This is a genomic window from Noviherbaspirillum soli, assembly GCF_015352955.1.
Classification (GTDB): domain Bacteria; phylum Pseudomonadota; class Gammaproteobacteria; order Burkholderiales; family Burkholderiaceae_D; genus Noviherbaspirillum_A; species Noviherbaspirillum_A soli.
Genome location: NZ_JACYOX010000006.1, coordinates 99,823 through 121,180, shown reverse-complemented (window position 1 = coordinate 121,180; position 21,358 = coordinate 99,823). Strand labels below are relative to the sequence as shown.

The following is a 21,358-nucleotide window of genomic DNA, read 5'->3' as shown; positions in this document are numbered from 1 at the left end:
CCATGACAGGCTCTGGACGGCAGGGAGAAACCGTAAGGTTGGCAAACGCAGACATTCTGCTGCTGGATGAGCGTTAAATGCCCAGCAATATTTATTAAAAGAAACTTTTCCTGTATATTTGCACGACGATGATTTCCGGGCCTGCCTGCGCGTTGCTTTCCTTGTCGGTTTCGGACCGGCGCTTCCTGCTTGCCGGTGGATGAGAAAAGCGCCTGAATCGTTACCGCCATGCCCACCTTCGATCCCCGCTCCTTCATCATCACCTCCGCAGTCGCCGGCATTCTTTGCTCGATGATCTTTTTCGTCCTGCGCCGCAGCTTCCCCAGGGAGATCGGCGGCATCGGCGAATGGGGCTGGGGTTGCGTGGCGATGGTGGGCGGCGCGTTCCTGTTCGCTTTCCGCGATACGCTGTCGCCGCTTCTGACGGTCGTGCTGGCCAACACGCTGATCGTCGGCGGCATTGTGCTGATGCACGTCAGCCTGCGCCGTTTCACCGGCCTGCGCGCCGGATACGGCTGGGCGGCAGGCCTGCTGCTGGCCGTGGCCGCGGGGCTGCTGTGGCTGACCATGGTGGCCGACAACTATCGCGGCCGGCTTGAATTCATCACTTCCATCAACACGCTGCTGTTCGGGCTCAGCGCATGGTTCCTGTTCCGGATGAAGAAGCAGGGCTTTGCCGAGCGCTTCACCGGTGCGCTGTTTGCCGTCGAGGCGCTGGTATCGCTGGGCCGGTTTTATTTCGCCCTTGCCGGCCAGAACAGCGACGACTACTGGAATGACAATTCGATGGTCCACATGTTTTACCTGGCCAGCTTTTCGATCGCGCTGGTCGGCCTGAGCTTCGGCTTCATGCTCATGGTCACCACCCGGGTGCAGGAAAAGCTGGAATATGCCGCCTCGCATGACGATCTCAGCGGCGCCTACACCCGCGCCACGTTTTTCAGGATGATGGCCGGTGAAGTCCTGCGCGCGCGCCGCCAGCGCAGGCCGCTGTCGCTGCTGCTGATCGACATCGACGACTTCAAGCGCATCAACGACGGCCACGGCCACCCGGTGGGCGACGCGGTGATCAGGACATTCGCCACAGTCACCGCCGGCGAACTGCGCGCCCATGACCTGCTGTGCCGCTATGGCGGCGAGGAATTCGCACTGCTCCTGCCCGACACCGCGCTGGACGAGGCGACTGCCGTGGCGGAGCGCATCCGCGCCAGGTTCAGCGAGGGTGTGTTCGACGGCCTGCCATCCTTTACCGCCAGCCTGGGCGTGCAGTCGGCCGAACAGGGCGCGCTGGAGGTGGCGCAGATGATCGAGGGGGCCGACCGGGCGCTCTACATTGCCAAGAAGCTGGGCAAGAACCGGGTGGAGATTGCGCCCGAGGTCGGCCATGCGTCCGGCAGGGACGGTATGGCGCCAAACCGTCCGCTGGCGCAATAAGCGTCCCTGCGCCGCAGCGCTTCAATGAACGTGCCGGGCGGGCTCGTCATCGGCCGGCCCCCTGGCGCCATACAGTTCCTCGTTGAGGGCAGTCACCAGCGTGTCGACCGCATAGGGCTTGGCCAGGGTGCGTATCCCCGCGGTTTCCACACGGCGCTCGGAGTAGCCTGTCGCCAGCATGATGCGCATCGCCGGGAAGCGGCTGCGCACGATCTCGGCAAGCTCGATGCCGCTGACGGCGCCCGGCATGACGATGTCCGAGAACACCAGGTCGAATGGCTGCCGGGATTCCAGGCGGCGCAACGCTTCCTCGCCATTGTCCGCCACATCGACCGTGAAGCCGGCTTTCTGCAGCGCCGGGCTCACCGTCTGGCTGACCAGGGTATCGTCCTCGACCAGCAGGATGCGGCCACGCGAGCGCGCCGCCGGCGCGGTCGCATTGGCGGACGGCGCCGCCGCGGGCGCTTCCTGCAGGCTGCGCGGCAGGTAGATCGCCACGTCCAGGCCTTCGCCCCTGCTGCTCTGCAGGGTCAGCGTGCCGCCCATCTGGCTGGCAAAACCGTAAGCCTGCGCCAGCCCCATGCCCGAGCCCTTGCCCACCACCTTGGTGGTGAAGAACGGGTCCAGCGCCTTTTGCATCACCTCTTCGCTCATGCCTTCGCCAGTGTCCCGGATGCGCAGATGCACATAGTCGCCGGGCGCAAGGCCGTTGGCGGCGGCCGCAAGGTTGACATTGCTGGCGCTGATGCTGAACTGGCCGCCCTGCGGCATCGCGTCCCTGGCATTCATGGTCAGGTTCAGCATGGCGAGCTCGAATTGCAGCGGGTCGATGCGCACCGGCCACAGGGTCTCGGGCATGCCGACGAAAAATTCGATATTGCTGGGCAGCGCGCCGCGCAGCAAAGAATGGATTTCCTGCATCTGCCGCGGCAGGTGCACCGCCTTCAAATGCGCCTCCTGGACGCGGCCGAATACCAGCAGTTGGCGCGTCAACTGCACGCCGCGCTCCACCGCGCGCTGGCAGGCCAGGAGCGCGGTCTGGATGCCCTGGTCCTTCACGGAAAACAGCGACAGCTGGATGCCGGTGGTCAGGGTCTGCAGGATGTTGTTGAAGTCATGGGCGATGCCGCCGGTCAGGCGTCCCAGCGCTTCCAGTTTCTGCGCCTGCTGCAGCGCGCGCCGGCTTTCATCCAGCGCCTGCAGGCGTTCACGGTCGAGCTGCTCGGCCTCCTTGCGCTGGCTGATGTCGGAGAAGGTGCCGACCATGCGCAGCGGCTGGCCGTCGGCCGCATGGCTCACCACCATGCCGCGCTCCAGCACCCACTTCCAGCCGCCGTCCTGGCAGCGCATCCGGTGCTCGCTGTTGTAGGTCGGGGTCGTGCCGTCGAGGTGCGATTCCAGCTCGGCCAGCACCCGCGGCTTGTCTTCCGGGTGGATCCTGCCGTTCCACTCGTCGATATGGCTGCCGATGGCGTCGTCGGCATAACCGAGGATTTCTTTCCAACGCCGCGAGAACTGGACCTGCCCGCTGCGCACATCCCAGTCCCACACGCCTTCGGCGGCGCCTTCCAGCGCGAATTTCCAGCGCGCCTCGCTGTCGACCAGCGCCTCGGTGGCGATGGCGCGCTGGCGCATGCCGGCCAGCAGGAAATAGCCTATCGTCGCCAGCAGCACCGAGATCGCGGCGCCGATCGAGAAATACGCGGCTCGCTGCTGGCGGTAGGACGCCAGGATGGTATCGAGCGACTGGCCGACCACCACCACCATTTCTTCCTTGGGCAGCAGGCGCCAGCCCGACAGCCGCTCGATGTCGTCGAGGCCGGAGCGTCCTTCATACTGGCCGTATTCGGCCGGGCCGGACGCAAGGAAGGACGCATCGGCGATGGTCTTGCCCATCGCGTTTTCCGAATCGGGCGATTGGGCAAGGATCTCGCCGCTGGCGCGCGCCAGGGTGATCGAACCATTCTTGCCGAGGTCGATGGTGTTATAGAAGCGCCCGAAATAATTCGGCGATACCGACAGCACGATGACGCCGGAGAAATTGCCGCTGGCATCGATCAGGGGCCGGGTGAACTGGATGCTCCAGCGCTTGGACAGGCGCCCCATCACCGGCTTGCTGATGAACAGCCGGTCGCCGAATGCCAGGCCGAGGTGCACGCGGAAGTGTTCGCGGTCGGCGAAGTTCATCGTCATGGCTGGCGAGCGGACGCTGGAAAACACCAGGTTGCCGGCGGCATTGATGATGGCCACCTGGAAGCCGATGTCCTTTTCCAGGAAGGCCTGGCGCCGGCTGACCACCTGCGAGAAATCGTTGTAGCCGCCCTGCCATTCATCCCGCAATTCAACCAGTGTCAGGTCGATCGAGCTGATGGACGACTTTACTTCCTCGGCAAAGGCGCGTGCCAGGTTGTCCATCTGTGCGCCGCTCAGGGTGCGCGCCTGGTGGTTGAGCCGATGCAGATCGAATAGAAGCAGGGCCCACAGTATCGGCAAGGTGCAGGCCAGCAGCAGCAGTGTCTGCAGGGGCAAGGAGAGACGCTGGAATGATGAAAACTTCATGAATAATCCGCAATCCGGTTCGACACTGCGGCGAGGCTGGACGCGCCGCGGCGCTATTGTCCACTGTTCTGGCGGGAAATTCGAAATTCTTTACCAATTGATCATTGGATCGGGCAAAGAGACGGGAACAATTCCTTGATTTTGCCGAACACAATGTTCTGTCCGGCAATAAGGCGCAAATTATAGTTGCGTTTGATCAACTGTTTTGCCGTCTGTCCATTGCACTATCTTCAACATGAGCACAGGGAGATCGTCATGAAGTCCATCGCGGAGCTGGTTTGCATTTCATTAATCGTGGTGTCGTTCGCCGCCATCCTGTATTCGGTATCGTTCTGATGGTCGCATGGCGGCATCCAGGTCTTTGCTGCGTCAAATTCCGGCGATAACACGCCTGTCGGGTTGAACCGACAGGCAGGCGCACATTCCAAGCATCTGATCCATGTTGATATTTTTTTAATCTTCTGAAGGATGCAGCCGACCCATGCCCGCCGACTCCCACCTGCATTCCCGGCCCAAATCCATTGCCCATCCCGGGCCGACCGGCCTGCAGGCGCTGCCCGATGCCAATGGCCGCGACAGCTACCTGTATGTGCCGCCAGGCTACCGTCCCGATTGCCCGGCCCCGATGGCGCTGCTGCTGCACGGCGCCGGCGGCCATGCGCTGCATGGCCTGGACCTGCTGCGCGAGCATGCCGACGCCGCCGGCCTGATCCTGCTGGCGCCGGCATCGCGCGACTCGACCTGGGACCTGATCGCCCGCCATTACTACGGCGCCGATGTGGAACTGATAGAGCGCAGCCTGGCCATGGTCTTCGCCGACTATGCAATCGACACGACCCGCCTTGCCGTCGGGGGCTTTTCCGATGGCGCCTCCTATGCGCTGTCGCTGGGCATGGACAATGGCGACCTGTTTTCCCATGTGATCGCCTTCTCGCCCGGCTTCATCCTGCCGCTGGCCAGCCGCGGTTTGCCGCGGGTGTTCATCGCGCACGGCGATGCGGATGACGTGCTGCCGGTGGCGATCTGCAGCCGGCGCATCGTGCCGCGCCTGGAAAAAGAGGGCTATCCGGTGACGTATGTCGAGTTCGCGGGCGGGCATGTGGTGCCGCCCGGGATCGCGCAGCGGGCGCTGGGCTGGTTTCTCGAGCACGACAACGCAACGATGCCGGATCAGGCCGTGCAGGCCTGATTGCTTCTTGCAGTAATCAACGGCTCGGTGGAATGCTTCTCCGGGGTATTCCACCCCACCCTACGCCATTGCGACCCTGACAGCCGCTACAAAGGCGCGGGTTCCAGCCAACCCTGGTGCAATGCCCTGCGGGTGTCGCACCCTGCCTGACATGAGAAGCAAGGTTTCGACTACCGGTTTATCATGGCTTTTTCGTCGGGAGGCATCCATGAGTTTGCATCGCCTGTTTCTGTGTATCGGCATCGCGCTTGCCAGCGGTCCTGCATTGGCGCAGACGCCGCCGGCGCCGTCCTGCCCGGCGCTGCTGGACCACCAGTTCAAGCGGCTGCAGGACGATGCGCAGCAGAATCTCTGCCAGTACGCCGGCAAGGTGGCTCTGGTGGTCAACACCGCCAGCTATTGCGGCTACACCAGCCAGTACGAAGGCCTGGAAGCGCTGTACGCCAAATACCGCGAGCGCGGGCTGGTGGTGCTGGGATTTCCATCGAATGACTTCGGCGGACAGGAGCCGGGCAACAGCAAGCAGATTGCCGACTTCTGCTACAACACCTACGGCGTGAAGTTTCCGATGTTCGCCAAGTCCGTGGTGACCGGCAAGCAAGCCAATCCGCTGCATGCACAGCTCGCTGCGGCCACCGGCCAGATGCCGGCCTGGAACTTCCACAAGTACCTGGTGGGACGGGACGGCAAGGTGATTGCCAGCTATCCGAGCCAGGTCACGCCGCAGGACGCCCGGCTGAAGGCCGCGATCGAAAAGGCGCTGGGCTCCTGACCCCGAAAGCGGGTCAGGAGCCCAGCGCCACGGACCGGGCGACTTACCACATGGCCTTGCCGCCACCGTCTTTCACTTCGCCCTTCCACAGGTCGGCCACCTGCTTCACCACCGCCGGCGGCATCGCCACGTAGTCCAGCTCGGCGGCCATCGCGCCGCCTTCCCTGTAGGCCCAGTCAAAGAACTTCAGCACTTCGCGGCCCTTGGCCGAGTCGGCCTGGCTGCGATGCATCAGGATGAAGGAGGCGCCCGTCACCGGCCAGGCATTCTTGCCGGCCTGGTCGGTCAGCACGACGGCCATGCCCGGCGTCTTCGACCATTCGGCATTGGCGGCGGCGGCCTTGAAGGTCTCGTCGTCCGGCTGCACGAACTGGCCGTCGCGGTTCTTCAGCTGGGCATGGGCGATATTGTTCTTCTTCGCATAGGCATATTCGACATAGCCGATCGCGCCCTTCATCCGCTGCACGTTGGCGGCCACGCCTTCATTGCCCTTGCCGCCCACGCCCACCGGCCATTTCACCGCGGTGCCGGCGCCAACCGTGCTCTTGAAGTCCGGGCTGGTCTTGGACAGGTAATCGGTCCACAGGAAGGAGGTGCCGGAACCGTCCGCGCGGTGCACCACGGTGATATCGGCGTCTGGCAGCTTCACGCCCGGGTTCAGCGCCGCGATATCGGCTGCATTCCACTTGGTGATCTTGCCGAGGTAGATGTCGGCCAGCACCGGGCCGGTCAGCTTCAGCTGGCCGGCGGCGACGCCTTCCAGGTTTACCACCGGCACCACGCCGCCCATGATCGCCGGAAACTGCAGCAGGCCTTCCTTGTTCAGTTCCTCTGCCGCCAGCGGCATGTCGGAGGCGCCGAAGTCCACTGTTTTCGCCTTGATCTGCTTGATGCCGCCGCCGGAGCCGATCGACTGGTAATTCAGCCCGGTGCCGGTGGCCTTCTTGTAGGCCTCCGCCCATTTGGCATAGATCGGATAGGGAAAGGTGGCGCCGGCGCCGGTGATGTCCGCGGCATGGGCGGAAGCAGCGAGAACAACAGCGCCGACGGCGACTGCCATGGATTTTCTGATGGCTTTGAACATGATGTTTCCCTTGAGTGATGAACAAGCTGCGACAAACGAACTGCGCGCACTGTAGCCAATCACTGTGACAACAGCGTGACAGTGATGCCCTGGCAGGAACTGGCTGCCAATCGCACCTGGAACGGGTTTGCGTCAATGGTTGCAAGGAATCTTTGGTGCTTGAGGCACTCCATCTGGAAAGCCCCGCAAACAGACGGCGGCGCCATCGGCCACACGGCGCACGCCTGGCGTCAAACACCACCGGAGGAAAGCATGATGGAAACAGTGAACAACACGACCGACAGCAGCAGCAGCCCCGAGCAGCAATTCCGCTATCCGGAGGGCATGAAGGTCTACGGCATGATCATCGACGACCGCATTCCCAGCGCGCTGGTGCGGGTCGGACTGAATGCGCTGAGCAAGGTCGACGCCGACCTGCTGGTCTTCCTGTGCCTGGAGACCGATGACATCCGCGACCGCACCGACTGGGAAGAACTGGCCAGCGAGATCCGCTTCGGCAACGGCAAGCAGGGCGCGTATGAAGTCCGGCTGGTCAATTCCCATGAAGAACTGATGTATGCATCGCTGAACATGCGGGTGATCCGGCTGCCGGAATATACGGTGATCTGAATGCCGCGGTCGTGGCTGGCGACTGGTGGCTGGCGGCTTGCGCTCTACCAAGGGCCTGGCCATACCGCCGGCTATACTGGCCCTCTCCCTTTGAAGCGGCCGCCTTATGGAAATCGAACTCAAGCTCCTGATCGAGCCCGCGCATGCGCAGGCCCTCCTTGACCATCCGCTGCTGAAAAAACATGCCGTCGCTGCACCGACGCGGCATCAGATGGACACCACCTATTTCGACACGCCCGACCTGTATTTCAGCCGCCACCGGGCGGCGCTGCGGGTGCGGCATGCCGACAATGCCTGGGTGCAGACGCTCAAGGACGGCAACCAGGTCCAGGGCGGGCTGCACAGCCGCAATGAATGGGAGACCGAGGTCGATGCCGGGGCGCCCGACCTGGCGGCGCTGCGGGAGGCCGTCGGCCAGGATAGCGCCTGGTTCGAGCGGCTGGCTGACACCAGGCTGCAGGAGGCGATTGCGCCGGTGTTTTCCAACCGCATCGACCGCACCGCCTGGCTGCTGGATTTCGGCGAGGGCCGGCAGGCCGAACTGGTGCTGGACCAGGGCGAACTGCGCCGTGGCGAGCAGCGCGAGGCGATCAGCGAAATCGAACTGGAAGTCAAATCGGGCGACGCCGCGCCGCTGTTCGACTTTGCGCTGGCGCTGCTGGACGACATCCCGCTGCGCCTGGGCAATGCCAGCAAGAGCGCGCGCGGTTACGCGATGATGCATCCGGCGCCGCCGCCGCTGGTCAAGGCTGCCCCGGTCGAACTGGCCGATGCGATGACGGTGGAACAGGCGCTCCAGGCCATCGCCGGCAACTGCATTGCGCAGATGCAGGGCAACGAGGCCGGCGTAATGCGGGGCGGCGACCCCGAGCATGTGCACCAGATGCGGGTCGGGCTGCGCCGGCTGCGTTCGCTGCTGAAAATGTTCGAGGAACTGGCGCCGCTGCCGGCCGGGCTGGACCAGGAATTGCGCTGGCTCGGCGGCGAACTGGGCGCCGCGCGCGACTGGGAAGTGCTGGCGGGCGACACCCTGTCGGACCTGATGCATGAACAGAACGACGCGCTGCTGCCGCCGCTGCAGCAGGCGGCGCAGGCGCAGGCCGACGGCAACCGCGCCCGCGCCGCGCAGGCGGTGGGCTCGGCCCGTCATGCCCGGCTGCTGCTGAACCTGATCGCCTGGCTGCATGGCGCGCGCTGGCAGCATGAAGCGTCGCCGGAACAGCGCAAAACCCTGTCCGCGCCGGTTGGCCGCTTTGCCCGGCGCGTGCTGAAGCAGGGCGAGCGCCGGATGAAGCGGCGCGCCCGCAATCTGGTGCATGCCGATGCGCCGGCCCGGCACCGGCTGCGGATTGCCGCCAAGCGCATGCGTTACGCCACGGAATTCCTTTCCAGCCTGTATCCGCAACGCCAGGTGCGGCCGTTCGTCCGGGCGCTGACTGCGCTGCAGGACAGCCTGGGCGGGCTCAATGATGCCGCGGTGGCACAGGGCCTGCTGCGCGACCTGGCGCAACGCCAGCCTTCCCAGGCGCTGGCCGCCGGATTCGCCTGCGGCCTGTTGCAGGCGCGCGAGCCGGACGCGCTGCGCAGGCTGTGCAAGCGCTGGAAAAGCCTGCGCCAGGTGCCGCAGCCGGGATGATGAATCGCACGCCATGAAGCGTGTTGCAGGCGCGTCATCAGGACGTCATCCAGCCATGATTAAGTCGCGCTGCGATCGCACGCCGTCAGGCCGATGAGCTTGCCGTCACGGCAGTGCGATCCCGCAGGCGCGGCCAGTGGGCGACGGCCCGTTTCATCGGCGCACTCGACCATTGCCGGCGCCGGCGAAACTGTATATATTATTTATACGATTAACTTCGGGAGCGCTTCGTGGCAAGAGATTCCAATGACATGGCCTTACCCACCAGGAAAACCGCCGTGCCCAGGCAGAAGAAAGTCCTGGCGGCACTTTCGCCGACCGTGGCTTCGCCTGAAGTGATGTTGCCCGAAGTGGCGCTGGACCAGGAGACTGCCCGGCCCGTCGCACCCGTCACCGAGAAGAAGAAGGACAAGGACAAGCCCAAGGCGAAAAAGCAGAAGCTGGTGCGCGACAGCTTCACGATGCCGGAAGCCGAATATGAGGCGCTGGCCGAAATGAAGAAAGCCTGCATCAAGGCAGGCGTGGCGGTGAAGAAGAGCGAACTGCTGCGGGTGGCGGTGTCGCTGCTGCGCAAGATGGAAGTCGCCCAGATCCAGCAGGCGCTCGGCACGCTCACGCCGGTCAAGGCGGGCCGTCCCAGCAAGCAGAAATAATTCCCCCGCTTCCTTGGCTGGCGGCTAGGCGCCGGGGCCGGCGCCGCCTATAGCCATGCGCAGCGCATCCATGCGGTAGGGCTTGCCGATCAGGGCCGCCGCCATGCCGTGCGGCGCCTCACCCACCATGACCAGCCGCAGCGACGGATAGGCGCTTGCGATGTCGCCTGCCTGCTCGCGGTCGGCGACATCGTCGGCGACCAGCAGGATGTCCGTCGCCCATCCGGCCAGCGCCTCGCGCGCCTGGTCCATGCTGGCCACGCCGTGCGGCGCATGGCCCAGCAGCGACAGCATGTCGCAGACGATCTGGCGCGAATCCTCCTGCTGCTCCACCACCAGCACCCGCCGTGCCGCGCGCGGCGCCGCGACCTGGGCCAGCGCCTGGCGCACGCCGCGGGCAAGCTGTTCGCGCCGGTAAGGCTTTTTCAGCAGCAGCGGCTCGGCGCCACTGACGCCCTGCAGTACCGCGTCGCGGGTATGGCCCGAGGCATACAGCACGGCCAGGCCGGGGCGAAGCGCCAGGGCTGCGCGCACCATGTCCGGCGCGCGCAGCGGGCCCGGCATCACCACGTCGGTAAACACCAGATCGGCCGGCACGCCCTGGCGCAGCATGTCGAGCGCGGTCTGCGCGTCGCCGGCGCTGCGGACCCGGTAACCCAGCTGGCCCAGCATCGTGCAGACCGAATCCCGGACCGCCTCGTCATCCTCCACCACCAGGACATGCTCGTCACCGCCCTGCGGCGCCGGGCCGGCCGCCTCCGGCGCCGCGCTCTCCGCCGCGGTGCTGCGCGGCAGGAACAGGCGGACCGTGGTGCCGGCGCCGGGCACGCCATCGATATCGATATGCCCGCCGCTCTGCGCAACGAAGCCGTAGGCCATCGCCAGCCCGAGGCCGGTGCCGGCGCCCTCGGCCTTGGTCGTGAAGAACGGCTCGAATGCGCGCTCCCGCACTTCCGGCGTGATGCCGGTGCCGCTGTCCTTCATCGCCAGCACGACATAGTCGCCGGCGGCGAGATCGGGCCGTGAACGCAGCTCGCCGGCAGCCAGCGTCAGATTGTCCAGCGTGATGTCGACGCTGCCCACGCCATCCATCGCGTCGCGGGCGTTGATGGCCAGGTTCAGGATCACGTTCTGCAGCTGGTCACGGTCGACCAGGGTGTTCCACAGGGCCTCGTGCGCATGGATGGCCAGCGTGGTCGATTCGCCCAGCGCGCCGCGCAGCAGCTCTTCCATGCCCCTGACCAGCCGGGCAAGGTTCACCGCCACCGGCCGCAGCGGCTGGCGCCGGGCAAAGGCCAGCAGGCCCGACGCCAGGCGCGCGCCGCGATCGACCGCGTCCAGCGCACTGGACATCTGCCGCGCCAGCAGGCCGCCGGCGGCCACCTCGCGCTGCATCAGCTGCAGGTAGCCGCTGATGATCTGCAGCACATTGTTGAAGTCGTGGGCGATGCCGCCGGTGAGCTTGCCGACCGCTTCCAGCTTCTGCGCATGATGCAGCGCCGCGCGCGCCTCTTCCAGCGAACGCTCATGCTCGGCGCGCAGGCGCTCGGCCTCGCGCCGGTCGCTGATGTCGCGCACGAATGCGGTGGCGGCATAGCCGCCGCCTTCATGCGGCATCGCCGCCAGCGCAAGTTCGACCGGTATCAGCCGGCCGCTGCGATGCAGTGCCATGATTTCCTGGCGGCCGCCGGCGCCGTCGCCGCGCTCGATGAAGCGGGCGAAGCTGGCCAGGTGCTCGGCACGCTGCTGCTTGGGAATGATCAGGCCGGCCAGGCTGCGTCCGATCGCCTCATGCGCGCTCCAGCCGAAAGTGCGTTCGGCCTGCACGTTCCAGTCGGTGATGCGCTCGTCGGGGCCGACGGCGATGAAGGCGTCGTAGGAGTTCTCCAGGATGACGCGGATGCGCTGCTGCTCCGCCGCGGTGGCGCTGTAGGCCACGCGCAGCGCGTCCTCGTTCTGCTTGAGCCGGCTGATGTCGGTATGGGTGCCGATGGTGCGCAGCGCCCTGCCCTGGGCATCGCGGCTGACCACCATGCCGCGCGTCAGGATCCACTTCCAGCTGCCGTCGCGACAGCGCATGCGGATTTCCTGGGCATAGTCCGGCAGGGCGCCAGCCACGTAGTTGCGCAGCACCTGCATCGCGCGTTCCCTGTCCTCCGGATGCATCAGCCTGTCCCAGCTGGCAACGCTGTCTTCCACCTCGGACTCGGCGTAGCCCAGCATTTCCTTCCAGCGCCGCGACAGCACGACTTCGCCGGTATGGTTGTTCCAGTCCCAGACGCCGTCGCCGGCGCCTTCCAGCGCGTATTGCCAGCGCAGCTGGCTGGCGCGCAGTGCGCGCGTCATGCTGCCCGCCAGCGCCAGCGCGCGGCTGCGCCCGCTTGCCAGCAGCCAGACCAGCAGCGCCAGCAGCACGCTGATGCCGGCGCCGGCGCCGGCGACAAGCAAGGGGGCGCCGCTGTTGAAGCGCGCCTCGAATGCGGGCGTGCTGTCGATGGCCAGCGTCCAGTCGCGGTCGGCAATGCGGAGGCGGCGCAGCGCCTGCAGCTCGGCCGGGGCGGCATTGCCGGCGGCAGCCGAATCATAAAGCCGGGCATCTTCGGCCATGCCGGCGCCGTCGAAGATGCGCAGCCGGACGTCGCCGGCGCGCTCCCCCAAGAGGCCCAGCATCAGGTCGTTCATGCGGAACGGCGCGCCGACCCAGGCCACCAGCGCGGCGCGCCGCTGCGCCACGGTGTCCAGCGGGAGCGCGTGTCCATATACCGGCAGGTAGACGATCACGCCCGACTGCACATGCGGCTCCTGCTCCTGCACCAGCCGCAGCTTGCCGGTCAGCGCCGCCATGCCGCTGTCGCGCGAGCGCTCCATGGCGTCGCGCCGCACCGGCTCGGTCAGCATGTCGTAACCCAGCGCGCGCATGTTCATTGCCGTGGCCGGCTCGATCTGCGCGATGGCGCTGTAGGCCGGCCGCTCGCCATCGGGGCGGACGGCATAGTTGCCCACGCCCTGGGCGCGCACCCGCGCCATGTGGGCTTCGCGCTGGCCGGCCGGAATCATCTCGGCAATGGCAATGCCCTGGATGCCGGGAAAGCTTTCCTCCAGCCGCAGCGTGGCCACATAACGGGCGAAGTCGTCGCGCTCGGCCATGGCGTGGCTGCCGACGAAGCCCTGGGCGCCGCGCAATACCTGCTCATACGTCGCCATGCGCTGCTGCAGCAGGGTCAGGATGCGGCGAACCTGGTAGTCGAAGTCCTGCTGCTGGCTGCGGGCAGCGGCGCTGCGCGCTTCATGCCAGGCCAGCGCGGTAAGCCCCAGGCACAGCAGCAGCACCAGCAGGGGCAGCAGCCAGGACAGCAGCGGCACGCGCGCCGCCCCGGACGGCGATGCGACGTCGTCCGCCGGCGACCCGCCGGACAGGACGGCGCCGGCGCGGCCCCGTTCCACGCTCATCGGGCCTGCCCTGCGATCCAGGCGCGATAAACGCAAAGCGCCGCATGCGCATCATTGGCGGCATACAGCATCTGCCGTTCGCTCAGCCTGCGGCTGGCCCAGTTGGTGGTGGCGACCCGCTTGGATTTTTCCAGGCGCCGCCCAAGCAGGCCGGCCACCGCCTTCTTCACGCCCATCGCTTCGCGCCTGTTATGGCGCAGCAGCTGGGCCAGGTCCAGCACGCCGCCGCAATGAATGTCGCACTTCGATGCCAGGCGGCGCAGATCGTCGCCCAGGCCGAAACCGGCCTTGACCAGGCCGGGCGATTCAAGCACGGCACGCAGGTCGGCCAGGTCGGCAAGATGGTCGACCTGGTAGAGGAAGCAATGGCTGTCGGTGGCCAGCTGCACCAGGTGCGGACCGCTGGACGCTTCGCCACGCACGAAGGTGGGACGCGACTCGGTGTCGAAGCCCAGCGCGTCGGCGGCTTCCAGCACCCGGCGCGCAGCGGCGGCGCCGGCATCGTCCCGCACCAGCGTGATGCTGGCAGGGTCCAGTCCCGCATAGGGCGGCAGGCCGGCTGGATCGTCTGGCGCCATCACGCGGCGCTCGCATCGGCGGCAACCGCCGCCAGCACGGCGCGCAGCTGATTCAGGTCGTAAGGCTTGGCCAGGGAACGCGAGCGGATGTTCAGATGGGAGCTGATGGAGGCGCCGTAACCCGAAGCGAAGATGATCGCCAGGCCCGGCGCCATGACCGCGGCCTTCTTGGCCAGCTCCACGCCCGACATGCCGGGCAGGCTGACATCGGTAAACAGGGTGTCGAAGCCGCCGCCCTCCAGCGCCTCCAGCGCCTCCTCGGCGCTGCCCACGCCGGTCACCTCGTGCCCCAGCGTAAAGAGCAGCTCGCACACCAGGATGCGCGAATCCTCGTTGTCTTCCACCACCAGGATGCGCAGCGCGCCATCCTGCGCGGCGGCATCGGCGGCATCGGCGGTATCGGCGGACGGCGCCGGCTGGCCGGCCGCCGGGGCCGGTCCGGATGCGGCCGGCAATGGCGGCGGCGGCGGCGCGGCGCTGCGCCCCATCGCCTGCTGCCGGTTGGCGAATATATGGCGGATCTTGCGCGCCAGGTCGGTACGCCGGTAAGGCTTGGACAGCAGTTCCACGCCCTCGTCCAGGCGGCCGCCATGCACGATCGCATTCTGCGGATAGCCCGAGGTGAACAGCACGGCGATGTCGGGAATCAGCAGCCGCGCCTGGCGCGCCAGTTCCACGCTGCGCACCGGGCCGGGCATCACCACATCGGTGAAGAGCATGTCGATATGCATGCCGCTGCGAAGGATCACCAGCGCGCCCTCGCCATCGTCGGCCTTCAGCACCCGGTAGCCCAGCGTGCTCAGGATGTCGACCACGGTCGACTGCACATCGGGATCGTCCTCCGCCACCAGGATGGTTTCATTGCCGCCGATGACGGGCCCCGACAGCAGGTCGGGCAAGGCGTCCTTGGCCTGGGTCGAACGCGGCAGATAGATGCGTATCGTGGTGCCGACGCCAACCTCGCTGTAGATGCGTATGGTGCCGCCGCTCTGGCGCACGAAGCCATAGGCCATCGACAGGCCCAGGCCGGTGCCCTCGCCTTCCGGCTTGGTGGTGAAGAAGGGCTCGAAGGCCTTTTCCAGCACCGCCGGCGACATGCCGGAGCCGGTGTCGGTCACGGCCAGCATCACATAGCCGCCGGCCGGTACCGGGTCGGCTGCGCCGAATGCCTGCCCGTCCAGGTCCACGTTGGCCAGTTCCAGCGTCAGCCGGCCCTCGCCCTGCATCGCGTCGCGGGCATTGATCACCAGGTTCAGGATCACGTTTTCGATCTGGCCGGGGTCGGCCAAAGTGTTCCACAGGTCCGGCTCGACCACGGTGCTGACGCTGACCGCCTCGCCCAGCGCGCGCCGCAGCAGGTCGTCCATGTTGCGCACCAGGTCGCCGAGGTTGATGACCACCGGCTGCAACGGCTGGCGCCGGGCAAAGGCCAGCAGCTGCGACGCCAGCTTGGCGCCGCGCAGCACCGCCGCCAGCGCGGTGTCGAGGCGCTTCTGCGCCGCCTGGTTGCCGGCCAGCTGGCTCTGCAGCAGCTGCAGGTTGCCGCCGACCACCTGCAGCACATTGTTGAAGTCATGCGCGACGCCGCCGGTCAGCTGGCCGATCGCTTCCATCTTCTGCGCCTGGCGCAGCGCGTTCTCGGCGTCGGCGCGGCGGCTGATCTCTTCCACCACGCGCTGCTCCAGGGTTTCATTGAGGTCGCGCAGCGTGGCCATGTGCTGGCGGCGCGCGGTGATGTCGGTGAAGGTGCATAGCGCGCCTTCGAGCACGCCGTTGCGACGCACCGGATGCGACCGGTATTCCACCGGGAAGCTGCTGCCGTCGACGCGGAAGAACACTTCCTCGTCGACCAGCGCCGATTCGCCGGTGCGGGCGGTGCGCAGGATGGGACACTCGTCGGGCTGGTAAGGGGCGCCGTCCGGATGGCTGTGGTGGATCAGGTCGTGCAGCGGCTTGCCGATGACCTGCGAGGCCTGGGTGAAGCCCAGCATGCGCATGAAGGCGCGGTTGCACAGGGTGGTGCGGCCATTGCGGTCGATCGAATAGAAGCCTTCCTCGGTCGAGTCGAGCAGCAGGCGGATGAATTCATTGCTCTGCTGGATGCGCGTCTCGCTGTCGCGCAGCGCCTGGTCGATGCGCTTCCTGTGGGTGACGTCGAAGGCCACGCCCAGGTAGCGCTTGCGGCCGTCGCGCTCGATCACCTTGCCGCGCCGCGCCAGCCAGCGTTTTTCGCCATTGTCGGCCCGGGTGATCTCGTATTCCGCGTATTCCAGCGGATTGGCCTCGCGCGCCAGCTTGGCCGGCCCGACCTCATGCCGGTCCTGCGGGCTGACCATGGCCACCAGCATGCTGCCGGTGACGGGCACATCGTCCGGCAATCCCCACAGGCGGCGGTAGGTATCCGAGCACACCAGCTGGTCGGTATCGGGAAACCACTCGAAGCTGCCGATGCCGCCGGCTTCCTGCGCAATCCGCAGGCGCTCGGCATTGGCGGTCTGTTCGGTCACGTCGACGCCCTGCACGAAGATGCCGGTCACGGCGCCGGACGGGTCGCGTATCGGCTGATACACGAAATCGAGCAGCACGGTGCGCTGCGCGCCGCCGTTGCCGCCGCGCAGCTTCAACTGCATTTCCTTGCCGATATAGGGTTCGCCGCTGGCATACACCTGGTCGAGCAGCGTCACGAAACCCTGGTCCACCACCTCCGGCAGCGCCTCGTCGACCGGCTTGCCGATGATGTCCTCGCGTCCCACCAGATGGCGGTAGGGCGCGTTGGCGACGGTGAACACATGGCGCGGGCCGCGCAGCACCGCCGTGAAGCCCGGCGTCTGTTCGAACAGGCTGCGCAGGAAATCGCTCTCGTCGGCGCGCGCATGGCGCTGGGTATCGGCTTCCAGGCGTTCCGCGGCGATCGCTTCGTGCAGGCGCCGCACCATGCCGCTGTCGGGGCTGTTCTGCGCCTGCGGCGCGGTTTCGGTGACGGTGACCAGATAGCCGGCATCGTTGCCATCATCGGCGGCGTCTGTGCCCAGCGGCGTGTAGTACAGGTCGAATCCTTGCCCGCCAATGAAAAGATGCTGGCGCTGCGGCACGCCCGCTTGGCTGTCGCCGCCGGCCGGCAGCAGTTGCGGCCAGGCTGCCGCGGCCGGTCGGCCGAAGGCGTCGGCATCGCGTTCGCCGGCCAGCGCGGCAAAGGTCTGGTTATAAATCAGCGTATGCTGCGGCCCCCACAGCAGCAGCGTGGGCAGCGGCGCATTGCACAGGATGTCGGCTGCGGTACGCAATACCGGCGACCATGCACGCCGTGGCCCCAGTGGCGTGGCGGACCAGTCGAAGGCGCTCAGGCGCAAACGTGTCGCTTCCGGATTCAACCGAATAATCGCATTCATTCAGATTCAGGCTTCAGGCCGGGAGCCGGCGCATGGAGTTGGCATTTGGAGCCTGAAATTCTAAATGGTAATGCGGCCACGGGTGGCAAAACAATCGCCTTTACACGCTGCGGAACAAACCAGCGATGCTGGCCGCCTCAATTGCCTCTGGCCGGGAATCCCGAGTTGCCCAGCACCAGGCCTTCCACCGGCTCTTCCGGCGCGCTTTCCGGGCTGGTCTCGCGGGCCTGCTCGGGAGGCTCGAGGTCGGATGCCGGCGCGGCCCCCTGCGGCGGCTGCTTTGCCTTGTGGTGATGCGGCGGCTGGGAGCGCGGGTCGCCCGGCATTTCGCTGAACTGGTCGTCCTTCGCGGTCTCGATGAAAAGCTGTTCTTCGACCACGGTCTGCAACTGGCTGCCATCCTGCGGATGGCCACTGCGTTTCTTCGCCGGCTCGACGCCGGCTGGCGCGCCATTGTCCGGTCCGGCTGGTCCTGTCGTTTCGCTGGCCACGGTAAGTCTCCTTGTTCTCCTGACAAGGCTGCATCATAGGCGCAAGCCTTTCGCAGCGGTGTCAGAGAGGCGGCGCCCCCTGCGTAGGAAAACGCTGATTTTCCAATCTGGCCCAGGCTTGACCGAACGCCTGAGGCGAATAGCTTCTTCCAGTAAAATCGCCCGGTATACGAACTGCGAGCGAGGTATTGCAATGAGTGATCAGACCGATAAGGAGCAGTTTGCCGCCGACCTGGAACAGCGTTTCCAGGACCTGATGCAATGGGCAGTCACCAGCTGGCCGGACCGGGAGCGTCCGGTTTCCCTGGCTGACTTCGAGGATGTCAGGAAGGCGGTGCATGCGATCAGCCAGCGTGTGCGCCATCCCAGGGGCGAGGCGCTGGCGCCTTCCGAAGGCGGCGCCCAGTTTGTCAGCGTCGCGCCCGCGCCCTGGCCTTGAATACCACGCCAGCCGTTGCGCCTGATGGCGCCTTCGCCGCATCCCGGCCTGGCGCGCTGGCGCATGCGCGCGCGCCCGCGGCCGCGTCCACGATTGCGTCGCCAGGCTGCCGCAGCACCGGAGGTAGGCCAGAGTGAGCCAGAAAGCACAGAGCAATTTTGATTTGCTTGCCGGCGGCGGCGAGATGCGCGCCCGCATGCGCAGCCACGACTGGAGCGATTCGCCGCTGGGACCGCCGGCTACCTGGCCGTCGTCGCTGCGCACCGCGGTCGGCATCATGCTCAACTCCAGCTTCCCGATGTTTCTGGCCTGGGGTCCGGCGCTGACCTTCCTGTTCAACGACGCCTATATCCCGGTGCTGGGCAACAAGCAGCAGCATGCGCTGGCGATGCCGTTCGCGCAGGTCTGGTCAGACATCTGGCCGGACATCAGCCCGCTGGCGGAAACGGCGATGTCCGGGGAATCGATCTTCGCCGACAACCTGCTGCTGGTCATGGAGCGCAACGGCTTTCCCGAGGAAACCTACTTTACCTTTTCCTACAGCCCCATCCATGATGAATCGGGCCAGGTGGCCGGCATGTTCTGCGCCTGCACCGAGACCACGCCGCAGATCCTGTCGGAACGGCGCCAGCGCTTCCAGCTGGAAATCGCGGACCGGCTGCGCGGCCTGACGGAACCGGGCCAGATCACCGAAACCGCGTCCGCCCTGCTCGGCCGCCATCTCGGCCTGACCCGGGTGGTGTACGCACAGATTACGGGGGACGGCCAGCAGCTGCGCATCAACAGCGACTGGCATGACGGCAGCGTGCCGGGCATACAGGGCCAGACCTACCCGGTCGCGCGGCTCGGCGCGGCGCTGGCCGCCAACGTGCAGCGCGGCGGCCCGTTCTGGGTCACCGATGTGGAAAGCGACAGCCGCACCGCCGCCCATGCCTCCCTGTATGCCGGCGTGGCGGTGCGGGCGCTGCTGGCGGTGCCGCTGCGCAAGACCGGTCAGGAGCAAAGCCTGCTGGTGCTGGCCCAGGCCGCGCCGCGCCGCTGGCGCGACGGCGACGTGGCGCTGGCCGAGGACATGGCCGAACGCATCTGGTCGGCGGTGGAAAGGGCATCCGCCGAAGCCAGCCGGCGCCAGGCGGAAGCGGCGCTGTCACGCCAGCTGGCGGCCGAGGGCGACCGCCTGCGCGGCCTGTTCGAGCAGGCGCCCGGCTTCATGGCCGTGGTGCGCGGCCCCGACCACGTATTCGAGCTGGCCAACAAGAGCTTCACCCAGCTGATCGACCGCAGGAACATCCTGGGCAAGAGCGTGCACGAGGTGCTGCCCGAGTTGAAGTCGCAGGGCTTTTTCGATCTGCTCGACCAGGTGTATGCCAGCGGCCAGCCCTTCTTCGGCCATGAATCGCTGCTGGTGCTGCAGCCGCGGCCGGATGTCGCGCCGGCCCGGCGCTTCGTCACTTTCATCTACCAGCCGGTGCTCGGATTCGACGGCGCGGTATCGGGCATTTTCATCGAGGGCTATGACGTCACCGACCAGCGGCTGGCGGCCGAGGCGGTGCATGACAGCGAGGAAAGGCTGCGCGAGGGCCTGCAGGTCGGGCGCATGGTGGTGTGGGACTGGGACCTGAAGCAGGACAAGGTGCGTTATTCCTTCAATGTGAAGGATGTGTTCGGGCATGGCCAGGAAGATGCGCCGCCGGGCTGGTCGGCGGTCCATCCCGAAGACATGGCCCAGATCGGCGGCGTGGTGCAGAAAGCCATCGCCGAGCGCAGGGATTATGAAGGCACGGTGCGCATGATCCGCCCCGACAATGGCGCCACGATCTGGGTCGAGGCGCGCGGCAAGGTGGTGTGCGACGCCGCCGGCGAGCCGGCGCTGGTGCGCGGCATCTCGATCGATGTCACCGAGCGCAAGCGCGCAGAGGAAGCGCTGCGCGCGGCCGACCGCAGGAAGGACGAATTCCTGGCGATGCTGGCGCATGAGCTGCGCAACCCGCTGGCGCCGATCAGTACCGCCGCCCAGCTGCTGCGGCTGGCGCAGGCGGACGATCCGCGCATTGCCAGGACCAGCGACATCATCAGCCGGCAGGTGGAGCACATGACCAGCCTGATCGACGACCTGCTGGATGTATCGCGGGTCACGCGCGGCCTGGTCACGCTGGAAAAGGAAGCGGTGATGCTGGACCAGGTCATTGCCAGCACCCTGGAGCAGGTGCGTTCGCTGGTGGAGTCGCGGCGCCATCATCTCGACATCGATATCGCGCCGGGCATTCCGCCGCTTCTGGGCGACCGCATCCGCCTGGTCCAGATCTGCACCAACCTGCTCAACAATGCCGCCAAGTACACGCCGCCGGGCGGCGAGCTGCGGCTGGGGGCACGGGTGGAGGACGGCATGCTGGCGCTGACGGTGAGCGACAACGGCATCGGCATGCCGCCGGACCTGCTGCCGCATGTGTTCGACCTGTTTACGCAGGGCGAGCGATCCCCGGACCGCGCCCAGGGCGGACTGGGGCTGGGGCTGGCCCTGGTCAAGAGCCTGGCGGAACTGCATGGCGGCCGGGTGGCGGCCTACAGCGAAGGGTTGGGCAAGGGCAGCACGTTCTCGGTCTATCTGCCGCTGGCGCCGGGCCAGCGGCAGAGCCTGCCGCCCGCGCAGGATGGCAGCCATCAGGCGCATGTCGCGCCGGCGTCCACGCTGCTGCTGGTGGACGATAACGTCGACGCCGCCAATACCCTGGCGATGCTGCTGGAACTGCAGGGTTATCAGGTTTCGGTGGCCTACCAGGCGCAGGACGCGCTGGAACGGGCGGCGGCGCAGGCGCCCGGCATCTGCCTGCTCGATATCGGCCTGCCGGACATGGACGGCTATGAACTGGCGCGCCGCCTGCGCGCCTCGCCCGCCACCAGCGACGCCGTGCTGATTGCGCTGACCGGCTATGGCCAGGCGCAGGACCGCGAGCGCTCGATGCGGGCGGGCTTCGACCATCATCTGGTCAAGCCGGTGGAGATCGACCGGCTGATCGCGCTTCTGGCGCGCATCGGCAAGCAGGCCCGCGCCGCCTGATCCGGGCGGCGCGGGCC

15 protein-coding genes are annotated in these 21,358 nt (G+C 66.7%); 9 read left to right on the top strand and 6 right to left on the bottom strand.

Annotated elements, in window-relative coordinates; all coding sequences use genetic code 11:
• Window positions 1-228: 228 nt before the first annotated feature.
• Window positions 229-1,434, top strand: coding sequence for a GGDEF domain-containing protein (locus tag IGW04_RS07685; RefSeq protein ID WP_194712471.1), 1,206 nt, complete (start codon window positions 229-231; stop codon window positions 1,432-1,434).
• 21 nt (window positions 1,435-1,455) lie between these two features.
• Here IGW04_RS07685 and IGW04_RS07680 read toward each other — a convergent pair whose 3' ends face one another.
• Entirely contained in the window at window positions 1,456-3,993 is a 2,538-nt protein-coding gene (locus IGW04_RS07680) for a PAS domain-containing protein (protein ID WP_194712470.1), read from the bottom strand.
• Here IGW04_RS07680 and IGW04_RS07675 point away from each other — a divergent pair.
• The 3 genes from IGW04_RS07675 to IGW04_RS07665 all read left to right on the top strand — a co-directional run bounded on the left by IGW04_RS07675 (window position 3,992) and on the right by IGW04_RS07665 (window position 5,954).
• Complete coding sequence (locus tag IGW04_RS07675) at window positions 3,992-4,132, top strand: hypothetical protein (protein WP_194712469.1); 141 nt, start codon at window positions 3,992-3,994, stop codon at window positions 4,130-4,132. The genes IGW04_RS07680 and IGW04_RS07675 overlap by 2 nt on opposite strands.
• A gap of 342 nt (window positions 4,133-4,474) precedes the next feature.
• On the top strand, window positions 4,475-5,182 hold the full coding sequence (locus tag IGW04_RS07670; RefSeq protein WP_228526916.1) for an alpha/beta hydrolase: 708 nt from the start codon (window positions 4,475-4,477) through the stop codon (window positions 5,180-5,182).
• A 208-nt stretch (window positions 5,183-5,390) separates the two neighbouring features.
• A complete protein-coding gene (locus IGW04_RS07665; RefSeq protein ID WP_194712468.1) occupies window positions 5,391-5,954 on the top strand; it encodes a glutathione peroxidase in 564 nt (187 codons plus the stop codon).
• Window positions 5,955-5,997: 43 nt separating this feature from the next.
• On the opposite strand, the gene pstS is transcribed toward IGW04_RS07665, so the two are convergent.
• Window positions 5,998-7,038 carry a phosphate ABC transporter substrate-binding protein PstS gene (gene pstS, locus IGW04_RS07660; RefSeq protein WP_194712467.1) on the bottom strand — a complete coding sequence of 347 codons (1,041 nt, stop codon included), beginning with the start codon at window positions 7,036-7,038 and terminating at the stop codon, window positions 5,998-6,000.
• A 252-nt stretch (window positions 7,039-7,290) separates the two neighbouring features.
• Between pstS and IGW04_RS07655 the strand changes: the two genes are divergently transcribed.
• From IGW04_RS07655 to IGW04_RS07645, 3 genes are all read left to right on the top strand, one after another.
• Entirely contained in the window at window positions 7,291-7,647 is a 357-nt protein-coding gene (locus tag IGW04_RS07655) for a hypothetical protein (protein WP_194712466.1), read from the top strand.
• A gap of 106 nt (window positions 7,648-7,753) precedes the next feature.
• The gene (locus IGW04_RS07650; RefSeq protein WP_194712465.1) at window positions 7,754-9,283 is read left to right on the top strand and encodes a CYTH and CHAD domain-containing protein; all 1,530 of its coding nucleotides are present in this window, start codon (window positions 7,754-7,756) and stop codon (window positions 9,281-9,283) included.
• A gap of 251 nt (window positions 9,284-9,534) precedes the next feature.
• Window positions 9,535-9,936 carry a hypothetical protein gene (locus IGW04_RS07645; RefSeq protein WP_194712464.1) on the top strand — a complete coding sequence of 134 codons (402 nt, stop codon included), beginning with the start codon at window positions 9,535-9,537 and terminating at the stop codon, window positions 9,934-9,936.
• 24 nt (window positions 9,937-9,960) lie between these two features.
• On the opposite strand, the gene IGW04_RS07640 is transcribed toward IGW04_RS07645, so the two are convergent.
• The 4 genes from IGW04_RS07640 to IGW04_RS07625 all read right to left on the bottom strand — a co-directional run bounded on the left by IGW04_RS07640 (window position 9,961) and on the right by IGW04_RS07625 (window position 17,844).
• On the bottom strand, window positions 9,961-13,386 hold the full coding sequence (locus IGW04_RS07640; protein WP_194712463.1) for a CHASE domain-containing protein: 3,426 nt from the start codon (window positions 13,384-13,386) through the stop codon (window positions 9,961-9,963).
• Window positions 13,383-13,964 (bottom strand): 3'-5' exonuclease, encoded by a 582-nt coding sequence (locus IGW04_RS07635; protein ID WP_194712510.1) that lies wholly within the window; start codon window positions 13,962-13,964, stop codon window positions 13,383-13,385. Before IGW04_RS07635 ends, IGW04_RS07640 begins: the two co-directional genes overlap by 4 nt.
• On the bottom strand, window positions 13,964-17,353 hold the full coding sequence (locus IGW04_RS07630; RefSeq protein ID WP_194712462.1) for a hybrid sensor histidine kinase/response regulator: 3,390 nt from the start codon (window positions 17,351-17,353) through the stop codon (window positions 13,964-13,966). The genes IGW04_RS07635 and IGW04_RS07630 overlap by 1 nt, the downstream gene beginning before the upstream one ends.
• Before the next feature lie 137 nt (window positions 17,354-17,490).
• On the bottom strand, window positions 17,491-17,844 hold the full coding sequence (locus tag IGW04_RS07625; protein ID WP_194712461.1) for a hypothetical protein: 354 nt from the start codon (window positions 17,842-17,844) through the stop codon (window positions 17,491-17,493).
• A gap of 193 nt (window positions 17,845-18,037) precedes the next feature.
• Between IGW04_RS07625 and IGW04_RS07620 the strand changes: the two genes are divergently transcribed.
• A complete protein-coding gene (locus IGW04_RS07620; protein ID WP_194712460.1) occupies window positions 18,038-18,283 on the top strand; it encodes a hypothetical protein in 246 nt (81 codons plus the stop codon).
• A gap of 133 nt (window positions 18,284-18,416) precedes the next feature.
• Entirely contained in the window at window positions 18,417-21,341 is a 2,925-nt protein-coding gene (locus tag IGW04_RS07615) for an ATP-binding protein (RefSeq protein WP_194712459.1), read from the top strand.
• Window positions 21,342-21,358 lie beyond the last annotated feature (17 nt).